This window comes from Aquabacterium sp., assembly GCF_036279655.1.
In the GTDB taxonomy this organism is placed as follows: Bacteria; Pseudomonadota; Gammaproteobacteria; order Burkholderiales; family Burkholderiaceae_C; genus Aquabacterium.
The window spans coordinates 1-8,768 of sequence record NZ_DASUIT010000123.1 but is presented as its reverse complement, the minus strand read 5'-3'; the positions used below and the strand labels follow the sequence as shown (position 1 = coordinate 8,768).

General features: G+C 64.7%; 7 protein-coding genes and 1 pseudogene. 3 read left to right on the top strand and 5 right to left on the bottom strand.

From position 1 onward, the window contains the following. The first annotated feature begins 88 nt into the window (after nucleotides 1–88). From rpmA to proB, 3 genes and pseudogenes are all read left to right on the top strand, one after another. Nucleotides 89–346 carry a 50S ribosomal protein L27 gene (rpmA, locus tag VFW84_RS13970; RefSeq protein ID WP_329681070.1) on the top strand — a complete coding sequence of 86 codons (258 nt, stop codon included), beginning with the start codon at nucleotides 89–91 and terminating at the stop codon, nucleotides 344–346. Nucleotides 347–480: 134 nt separating this feature from the next. Then, nucleotides 481–1,536 (top strand): annotated as a pseudogene (cgtA, locus tag VFW84_RS13965) (Obg family GTPase CgtA); the annotation flags it as partial. 315 nt (nucleotides 1,537–1,851) lie between these two features. Continuing rightward, the gene (proB, locus tag VFW84_RS13960) at nucleotides 1,852–2,970 is read left to right on the top strand and encodes a glutamate 5-kinase (RefSeq protein WP_329681069.1); all 1,119 of its coding nucleotides are present in this window, start codon (nucleotides 1,852–1,854) and stop codon (nucleotides 2,968–2,970) included. Between the two features lie 16 nt (nucleotides 2,971–2,986). Here proB and VFW84_RS13955 read toward each other — a convergent pair whose 3' ends face one another. The 5 genes from VFW84_RS13955 to VFW84_RS13935 all read right to left on the bottom strand — a co-directional run. Then, entirely contained in the window at nucleotides 2,987–6,298 is a 3,312-nt protein-coding gene (locus tag VFW84_RS13955; protein ID WP_414638998.1) for an SNF2-related protein, read from the bottom strand. Between the two features lie 230 nt (nucleotides 6,299–6,528). Next, entirely contained in the window at nucleotides 6,529–6,777 is a 249-nt protein-coding gene (locus VFW84_RS13950) for a hypothetical protein (RefSeq protein WP_329681068.1), read from the bottom strand. Beyond that, complete coding sequence (locus VFW84_RS13945) at nucleotides 6,774–7,223, bottom strand: putative toxin-antitoxin system toxin component, PIN family (protein WP_329681067.1); 450 nt, start codon at nucleotides 7,221–7,223, stop codon at nucleotides 6,774–6,776. The genes VFW84_RS13950 and VFW84_RS13945 overlap by 4 nt, the downstream gene beginning before the upstream one ends. Before the next feature lie 60 nt (nucleotides 7,224–7,283). Further along, complete coding sequence (locus VFW84_RS13940; protein ID WP_329681066.1) at nucleotides 7,284–8,498, bottom strand: acyl-CoA dehydrogenase family protein; 1,215 nt, start codon at nucleotides 8,496–8,498, stop codon at nucleotides 7,284–7,286. 56 nt (nucleotides 8,499–8,554) lie between these two features. Further along, nucleotides 8,555–8,768 (bottom strand): acyl-CoA dehydrogenase family protein (locus VFW84_RS13935; protein ID WP_329681065.1); only part of this gene is annotated, 214 nt, incomplete at its 5' end.

Here is an 8,768-nt window from a genome sequence, read left to right as displayed (position 1 = left end):
CCGTCAGAACTACACCGAGCTGCAAATCAGCTCCGTGAACGTCTGATTGCGTCGAATCACCAACTTTTAGCCCCCAAGGAGTAGATCCATGGCACAGAAAAAAGGCGGCGGTTCCACGCGGAACGGCCGTGACTCCCAACCCAAGATGCTCGGCGTGAAGGTGTACGGCGGCCAAGTCGTGCCCGCCGGCTCGATCATCGTTCGTCAACGCGGCACCCGCTTCCATGCTGGCGCCAACGTCGGCACCGGCCGCGACCACAGCCTGTTCGCGCTGGTCGATGGCACCGTGTCGTTTGCGGTCAAGGGTGCCCTGAACCGCAAGACCGTGGTCGTGACCCCGGTCTGATGCACCCAGACAGGCGGCCGCAAGCTCTGCTTTCGGTCGACCGATGTAAAGCCCCGGCATGCCGGGGCTTTTGCGTTTCTCTCTCATGCAGCCTTTGACCCCTGTCACGGGCGACCCACCAGGACAACACAGCCATGAAATTCGTCGATGAAGCCACCATTGATGTGGCCGCAGGCAATGGCGGCAGCGGATGCATCAGCTTCCGCCGCGAAAAATTCATCCCCTTTGGTGGGCCCAACGGGGGCGATGGCGGCCGTGGCGGTCACGTGTATGTCGTGGCTGACCGCAACATCAACACCTTGATCGACTACCGCTATGCCCGCCGCCATGAGGCGCGCAATGGCGAGCAGGGCCGTGGCTCCGACCAGTTCGGCGCGGCTGGCGAGGACATCGTCCTGCGCATGCCCGTGGGCACCATCATCCGCAACTTCGAAACCGGCGAAGTGATGATGGAGTTGCTGGAGCATGGCGAAAAGCGCCTGCTGGCCAAGGGCGGCGACGGCGGTTTCGGCAACCTGCACTACAAGACCGCCACCAACCGCGCTCCGCGCAAGAAGACGCTGGGCTGGCCTGGCGAGCTCTTCAAGCTCAAGCTGGAGTTGCGCGTGCTGGCCGACGTGGGTCTGCTGGGCATGCCCAATGCCGGCAAGTCCACCTTGATCGCGGCGATCTCCAACGCCCGCCCCAAGATCGCCGACTACCCCTTCACGACCCTGCATCCCAACCTGGGCGTGGTGCGTGTGGGCCCTGAAAAGAGCTTCGTCGTCGCCGACATTCCCGGCCTGATCGAAGGCGCCTCCGAAGGCGCCGGCCTGGGCCACCAGTTCCTGCGCCACCTGCAGCGCACGCGCGTGCTGCTGCATGTGGTCGATCTGGCCCCCTTTGACGAGGGTGTGGACCCGGTCAAGCAGGCCAAGGCCATCATCAAGGAACTCAAGATCTACGACAAGGCGCTCTACGACAAGCCCCGCTGGCTGGTGCTCAACAAGCTGGACATGATCCCGGCGGACCAGCGCGTGGCCAAGGTGGTGAGCTTCGTCAAGCGTTTTGGCTGGAAGGGCCCGGTCTACCAGATCTCCGCCCTGACCCGCGAAGGCTGCGAGCACTTGGTGCAGTCCATCTACCAGCACGTCGCAGCCATGCAGGAGCACCATGAAGAAGCCGACATCCGCTTCGACGAGGAGCATGCCGGCCATCTGATCGATGCCGAGGTCAAGCCCAAGGCCGCCGCCAAGGCGTCGGCACGCGAGACGGCTGCGTTCGAGGCGCTGGTGGCCCACAAGGACGACGAGACCGAAGCCCCTCAAAAGCCAGCCGCCAAAAAGCCTGCGGCGAAAAAGGCCGCAGCGAAAAAGGCGGTCGCCCAAAAGGCCCCGGCCAAGAAAGCCCCCGCCAAGAAGGTCGCAGCCAAGAAGGCGGCCGCCAAGCAGGACAGCGCTGACGAGGCCTATGTGCCCGACGTCGACGATCCCCGCTTCCGCTGACCCCATCTCACGAGCTTGCCCATGAACGATGTGTTGAAAAACGCCCGCCGCATTGTCGTCAAGGTGGGCTCCAGCCTGGTCACCAACGAAGGCAAGGGCGTGGACGCCGACGCCATCGGCACCTGGTGTCGCCAGATGGCGGCCCTGGCGGCCGATGGGCGCGAGGTGATCATGGTCTCCAGCGGGGCCATCGCCGAGGGCATGAAGCGCCTGGGCTGGCGCACCCGCCCCAAGGAACTGCATGAGCTGCAGGCTGCCGCGGCCGTGGGGCAGATGGGCCTGGCCCAGATGTACGAGACCAAGCTGCGTGAACACGGCATGGGCAGTGCCCAGGTGCTGCTCACGCACGCGGATCTGGCCGACCGTGAGCGTTACCTCAATGCCCGCTCCACCCTGCTGACCCTGCTGTCGCACCAGGTGGTGCCCGTCATCAACGAGAACGACACCGTGGTCACCGACGAGATCAAGTTCGGCGACAACGACACCCTGGGCGCGCTGGTGGCCAACCTGGTCGAGGCCGACGCCCTGGTCATCCTGACCGACCAGAAGGGCCTGTACAGCGCCGATCCGCGCAAGGACCCCAGCGCGCGCTTCATCGATGTGTGCACCGCCGGGGATCCGGCGCTGGAGCAGATGGCCGGTGGAGCCGGCTCAGGCGTGGGCACGGGCGGCATGATCACCAAGGTGATCGCCGCCAAGCGCGCGGCCGGCAGCGGGGCGAGCACCGTGATCGCTTGGGGCCGCGAGCCTGATGTGCTGGTGCGCCTGACCCAGGGCGAGTCCATCGGCTCGCTCTTCATGGCGGCCACCGCCAAGCTCACGGCCCGCAAGCAATGGATGGCCGACCACCTGCAACTGCGCGGTGCGGTCGTCATCGACGATGGCGCTGTCACCAAGCTGCGCGACGAAGGCAAGAGCCTGCTGCCCATCGGCATGGTCGAAGTGGTGGGTGAGTTCCACCGCGGCGATGTGATCGCCGTGCGCAACCTGCAGGGGCAGGACGTGGCCCGTGGCCTGGCCAACTACGCCAGCAGCGAGGCGCGCCTGATCGCGCGCAAGCCGTCCTCAGAGATCGAAGCGGTGCTGGGCTTCACCAGCGAGCCCGAGATGATCCATCGGGACAATCTGGTGCTGGCCTGACGGGGTGCATGCCCCGTCAGGGGCGTGAGTGTGCCGGGTCTTGAGCACTCAGACCTGCCCCCAGCGGTTGCAGCAGCCAGTCCAGATCAGATTCCGTCAGTGCGGCGGCCTGCGTGCCGGCGTCACCATGCAGGCCTCGCGCCAACTCGGCCTTGCGCTCTTGGAGTGCCAGGATGCGCTCCTCCAGCGTGCCTTCAGCCACCAGCTTGTACACAAACACGGTCTGCGTCTGCCCCAGTCGGTGTGCTCGATCGGTGGCCTGGTCTTCCACCGCCGGGTTCCACCAGGGGTCGAAGTGGATCACGGTGTCGGCCTGGGGCAGGTTCAGCCCCACGCCACCGGCCTTGAGGCTGATGAGGAACAAGGGCACCTCACCGCGGGTGAAACGCTCGATCAGCGCCTCGCGTCCTGTGCTCTGGCCCGTCAGTGTGACCCAGTGCAGACCCAGAGCGGGCAAGGCCTCCTCAATCAACTCCAGCATGGACGTGAACTGAGAGAACAGCAACACCCGGCGCCCCTCGGCGATCATCTCGGGCAGGTTATCGATCAGCCAGTTGAGCTTGGCAGATTGTTTGACCTTGCTGGCCGCCGTCAAAGGGACCAGGCGCGGGTGGCAGCACACCTGGCGTAGCTTGAGCAGGGCGTCAAGCACGGTGATGTGCGAGCGAGCCAGGCCTTTGCTGCTCAGTGCCTCACGCACCTTCTTTTCGGTTGCCAACCGGATGGTTTCGTACAGCTTGGCCTGGGCGGGCAGCAGTTGCACATGCTCAACCGTCTCGATCTTGGGCGGCAGCTCCGAGGCCACCAGCTCTTTGGTGCGCCTGAGCATGAAGGGCGCTAGCCGGTGGCGCAAGATGGCCAGCCGCTCCGGGTCGCCTTGCTTTTCGATGGGGGTACGAAAGAGTTGCTTGAAGCGTGTTTCGGTGCCTAGGTAGCCTGGCATCAGGAAGTGGAACAGGCTCCAGATTTCGCCGAGGTGGTTTTCCATCGGCGTGCCGCTCAGGCACAGTCGCTGGCGGGCGTCCAGGGCTTGAACGATGCCTGCAGCCTGGGTCCTGGCATTCTTGATGGTTTGCGCTTCGTCGAGCACCACCACGGACCAGACTCGTTTGAGCAAGGTCGCCTCGTCACGGGCCAGCAGGGGGTAGGTGGTGACCACCACGTCGCTGTGCGTGATGTCGTCAAACTGTTCGCTGCGCTGGGCGCCGTGCAGCACCAGCGTACGCAGGCCAGGGGCGAAGCGCTGCAACTCGTTGCGCCAATTGCTCACCAGGCTGGTGGGTGCGATCACCAAGGCGGGCAGCGTTAGTCGCCCGGCCTGCTTCTCCACCCACAGGTGGGCAATGGTTTGCAAGGTCTTGCCCAGCCCCATGTCATCGGCCAGAACGCCCCCGAGCTGGTGATGCGCCAGGAACTGCAACCAGTTCAGACCCTGTTGCTGATAGGGGCGCAGTTGGGCATTCAGGCCCTCGGGGATGATCACCTCTTGCTGCAGGCCCCCGGCCTTGAGCGATTGCACCATGCCGCTGAGTGACTGGGCCTTTGCGCCGGAGAGGCTCAGCCCATGGCCGGGTGCATCGGTGGTGGCCAGACGCATGGCCTCGTAGCGGCTCAGTGGGAGGTGGCCCTTGGCCAGTTCACCAGGCCGTTCACCCACCAGTTCGAGCATGGCTGCCAACCAGGGCCGCAAGGGGGTCATGGGCACGTGCCACCACTGGTCGGGTTCGGCGTGCAGCCAAAGGCGATCATCTTGTGGATCTGTGGGACTGGCGTGTGCCAGGTGGTCGAGCAATTGCGGCAACCAGGGCAGCAAGTTGATGCGTTGCCCATCAACCTCGAAGCCCAGCGACAGGCTGAACCAGCGGGCACTGGCCGAGTCATCGTCATCAAGCACGCTGCCATCCGCTGCCAGGCCATCCAGGCCCAGATCCAGCGTTTCGACGCTACGCATCCGTGCGCTCAGGTCTGGCTCAAAGCGGATGATGAAACCTTCGCCTCGGAGGTGCTGCACTCCCTCTGCCAGCAGCGCCTGATCGCGCGCTCGGGCCAATACCCCATGAGGATCGCCCGCTGAACGTCGGCCCAACCACAGTGCCGGGGGCGCCCGATCCAGTGGCAGGTCGGGCTCGTAGCCCAGCTCGAGCAGGGGGTGCAGCCAACGGCGTTCGGCCTCGATGTCGCGGTGCAGCAGCACGCGACCCTCGGGGAGATCCAGCCACTGCTCGGCCGGTGCATCCAGTGCCCAGATACCTTCAATGCCCGCATAGTCAAAACTCAAATGCAGCGCCAGCCATCCCGGGGCACTTTCTGGGGCTTGCCCGATCCTCAGATGAGCCTGAGGCGCCACGTTCTGAACCACGCGAGCGAGATCACCCACCACGGGTGTGGGCAAGGGCGGTGTGAGGCTCAAGAGCTCCGGCACATGCTGACGCATCCAGTCCTCGGGCAAGGGGGGCAGCCTCAGCCAGTCGATCAACTGCTCGCGGCTCTGAGCGCTTTGGACCAGACCCATGGTTTGTGTGAGGTGATCCATGTACACCGCCGGGTGGGCCAGGCACAGCACGCTTTGCTCCGAGCCGATCTCGGGCAGCGTCTGCCAGCGCGGGGTCGTATCACCAGGCCGCAAGGGCAAGGACTGCCAGGACCAGTTCAACACGCGGGGGGCGCCCCACTGCCAAGTTTGATCAATGTAGCCCTGCGCATTGAGTGTCACGGCCTGGCCGGTTTGCAGTACCTGTTGCAGCACTTGCAGCCCAATGGCATCTTGCACCGCGTTCGTCGGGCCCGGCAATCGGTCGGCAAAGCTGTAGCCGGAGTTGGTCTGTCCCAGCAGCCATCGGCGCAGCAGTTTGAAAACCTCACCTTCGCCTTCTGACTCGCTGAACAGACGTCCGTAATCGCCGCGCAGCAACACCGGCTTGCTCCATTGCCCCGGTTTGGCCTTGAGGGGCTTGGTCTTGGCAGGCCACAGACACAGCCAGTGAGCCTGACCTGATTCAGGCAGACGCAGGTCGGGGCCGTGGGCCGTGTGTGCCTGGGTCGAGATCACGTAGATCAAGCGCTGTGGCTCAGCGGGCTGTGAAGGTGTGGTGCGCTGCCTGCGTGCCAGATCCTGGGTCCGCAGCCAGCGATCGAGTAACTCGTGCTCTTTGGGGTAGACCGGAGTGCTTGGGGCGGCTGGCGCTGGCGCGGTCGAGACGGAATCAACCCATTCTTGCGTGACGGCCGTGATGAGGGTCGCCACGACGTGTTTGCATCGGTGTGCCATCGGGCAACTGCAGGTCGACCTCATGGACAGGGATTGACCCAGTGTCCAACTGAAATTCACGGAGACTTCATAAGGTTCGGATGCCGAACCCCAGACATCGGCCGAGACGCTCCACCACCCCGGAGAAGGATCGTTGGGAAGCACCTCGATCACTTCTGCTTCGCCCGCACGAGCGTAGGCTTCGCCTCTTGCCCAGGTGGTGTGATCGAAGTGGGGCTTGAAAGCGGCAGCCGGCGGCAGGGTGTGCGGGCTCACGCGGAAAGCGGTCTTCGGTTCGCTGGTTGGCGCACTTAGTCCTCGGGTGTCCAACGGTCGTGGGGTAGTGGGGATGAGCTCCCCACTTTGGCCCAGGCCTGATCGGCTGCTTCACGGGTGGTTTGGGCTGCACGCTTTTCGAAGAACTGGGCGGTCTCCATGGCGCACACCTTCTCCGCAATGGCCATCACGAAGAACTGGTTCATGGTGGTGTCGTCCTCTGCGGCAATGCGCTTGACGGCTTGCTTCAAAGACTCTGGCAGACGCAAGGCGTAGTGACTCATGAAGGGCTCCTGGGGTGGGCGAGGCCGAAGCGCTTGAGCACGTTTTGTGGCGTCAGTACTTCAATGCCGAATCGGTGTGCGGGGGCAAAATCTTTCAGGTTGTAGGTCACGATCCACGGGGCGGCGCCGTTGGCGGCGGCCTCCAGCACCATTTCGTCAGCCGGGTCGCGCAATTGCGGCCGCCATTGGTAGTGGGTGTGTACCGCATCGATCAGACCCGCCAGATCATTCAGGATGGCGTCCACATCGGTGCGGGTCAAGCCGGAGGCAGCCAACTGCTCTGGGCGTTTGAGCACATCCTCGTACTCCAAGAACAGGGCGGGGGTGCAGCACATGCAAAACACCCCCTGGCGGACAGACTGAACCAGTGCAAAGGATGGCCCAAGGCGGTTGCGTGTGGCGGCGACCAGCACATTGGTGTCCAGGACGATTCGACATGAAGTCATATCGCGGACGATATTAACACGTCAAAGTCTTGGCCGCAACACGGCGTGCTTGAGCCCGCCTTACTTCAACTCCGCCGAACTCTTGCCCAGCAGTCGCCGCGCAATGATCAGCAACTGGATCTGCTGGGTGCCTTCGAAGATGTCCAGGATCTTGGAGTCTCGCGCCCACTTTTCCAGCAGGGCCGTCTCGGTGTAGCCGATGCTGCCGGCCAGCTCCACACACTTGAGTGCCACGTCCACGCAGGTGCGCCCGGCCTTGGCCTTGGCCAGGGAGGCGTGCAGCGAATTGGGCTTGGCGTTGTCGGCCATCCAGGCGGCCTGCAGGGTCAGCAGGCGCGCGGCTTCGTAGTCGGCCTGCATGCGCACATACTCGGCCACTGCATGGGGTTGGCGGTGCATGGGGCGGTCGTAGTCCGGCGTGAGGCCGCACTCCTGGAGGATGCGGCCCATCTCTTCGATGCAAGCGCGCGTCAGGCCCACGGCCATGGAGGCCACCAGCGGGCGCGTGTTGTCGAAGGTCTGCATGACCCCGGCAAAGCTCTTTTCCGGGTTGATCTCGGGGTCGCCCAGCAGATTGGCCTTGGGGACGCGGCAGTCCTTGAGCAGGAAGGCAGCGGTGTCCGAGGCGCGGATGCCCAGCTTGTGCTCCAGGCGCACCAGATCAAAGCCCGGCGTGCCCTTTTCGACCACGAAGGACTTGATGGCGCCACGGCCCAGGCTGCGGTCCAGCGTGGCCCACACCACGACCAGGTCAGCGCGGTCCCCCGCCGTCACATAGATCTTCTCGCCATTGAGCACATAGTGGTCGCCGTCCAGTCGAGCAGTGGTGCGGATGGCGGCCGAGTCCGAGCCGCAGCCCGGCTCGGTGATGGCCATGGCGGCCCAGCGGCCCTTGAAGCGTTTGAGCTGCTCGTCGTTGGCCACGGAGGCGATGGCCGCATTGCCCAGACCCTGGCGGGGCATGGACAGCAGCATGCCCACATCGCCCCAGCACAGTTCCATGATGGACAGGCAGGTGGAGATGTTGGTGCCGTTGCGGTTGACGCTGGGATCGGCGCGGTCGTCGCGGCGCACGCCGGTGGCGCCGGTGCCGCCGACTTCGCTGTTGCCGTCGTTCATGCCGTCGATGACGGCGGCCAGCATGTCGAGCTCGACCGGGCGCTCGTGTTCGGCTCGGTCGTATTTGCGGGAGATGGGGCGCAGCACCTCGCTGGCCACTTCCTGGGCCTGGCGCACCAGGGGCTTGAACTTGCGGGGGGTGTCGAGGTTGATCATGACTTCAATCGGGTCAGTAGGCGGTCTCAGATCCGGCGCGCGGAGCGCTGGGGGGCTTAGAGCAAAATCGCGCCTTCCATGAGGCCGACGGCGCGCAAATCGCGGTACCAGCGCTCGGCCGGGTGCTCCTTCACAAAACCGTGGCCACCCAGCAGCTGCACACCGGTGCTGCCGATCTGCATGCCCTTGTCGGCACACAGGCGGCGCGCCAGGGCGGCGGCTTCAAAGAAGGGCTGATCGGCGTCGGCCAGGCTGGCGGCGCGCCAGGTC